Here is a 991-nt window from a genome sequence, read left to right as displayed (position 1 = left end):
CGACAAAGGGAATGTCGTAATGGATGGCAAACTTTCTATGGATACTGCCGAATTTAAAATACATGATGGGGAATCATTAGCAGTTCCTCCAGACAAGGAAATCAAGGAACTGATGATTCAATACCTCTATCAGCGAAAAATTCAGCCTGGTATTAGCTGGGAAGTACCTTTACAACCGAAAAAGTAAGAATGGGATTGTTGTAGAAAAGGGCGCGTCTCAATAGCCGAAATAATGGCTATACGAACGCCCTTTTTCATATATTCTCTCCTACACTCACGAAGATCTCTCACGCTTTACCAACTCCAAAAACTGAGCAACAACAGGCCGCTGCTCTGTCTCATTGTCACGCGTGCAGACATACAAGGGACGCTTGATCTCTACCCCTGGCACGGATACTCGACCGATCTCCCCACGCTCTACCATTTCCCTGACGGCCAGAGCAGGAGCCAACATCGTCCCATATCCCGCACGAACGGAGTGGATAGATTCGACCAGACCGTGAAACTGTATACCGATCTGCGGACGTTTCACACCATGCTCCCGACAAAGGGTAAAAAGCCAATCGCGGGTAGAACTGCCTTGCTCCCGCAACAAAAATGGTTCCTCCACGAGCTGCTCCATACGGATATCTTTTCCTGCAAGGGGATGATGGGCAGGCAAAATAAACCAATAGGGTACATCCATCAGATGATGCCGATTGATAGGCAGCTCATCCCACGATTCCTTGATAATAACGGCCACATCGACCTCACAGCTCAAAAGCAGTTCAATGGATTGCATGGAATTACGGGTGCGAATTTCCACATCAACTCCTTCATAATCGCGCTTGTACTGAGCCAGCCACTGTGGCACGAGATAATGGGAGGGGAGATAGGTAGAAGCAATCCTTAGCCGTCCTTTCTTCCCTTGGTTGATTTCTGTTATATGTGATTCGATTTCCCGTTCCCAGTCGTAAATACGGCGTGATTTTTCAAAAAGAAAGCGCCCCTC

2 protein-coding genes are annotated in these 991 nt (G+C 47.5%); one reads left to right on the top strand and one right to left on the bottom strand.

The features are described 5' to 3' along the window. Positions 1-187: hypothetical protein (locus C7R94_RS30145; RefSeq protein WP_233220713.1), on the top strand; the 187-nt coding region annotated here is incomplete at its 5' end. 87 nt (positions 188-274) lie between these two features. Here the strand turns inward: C7R94_RS30145 and C7R94_RS29740 are convergent. Continuing rightward, a partial coding sequence (locus C7R94_RS29740; RefSeq protein WP_106786053.1) for a substrate-binding domain-containing protein occupies positions 275-991 on the bottom strand: 717 nt, incomplete at its 5' end.

The sequence above is a fragment of the Brevibacillus sp. NRRL NRS-603 genome (assembly GCF_003013445.1).
Taxonomy (GTDB): domain Bacteria; phylum Bacillota; class Bacilli; order Brevibacillales; family Brevibacillaceae; genus Brevibacillus; species Brevibacillus formosus.
This window is presented reverse-complemented; position numbering and strand designations above follow the sequence as displayed.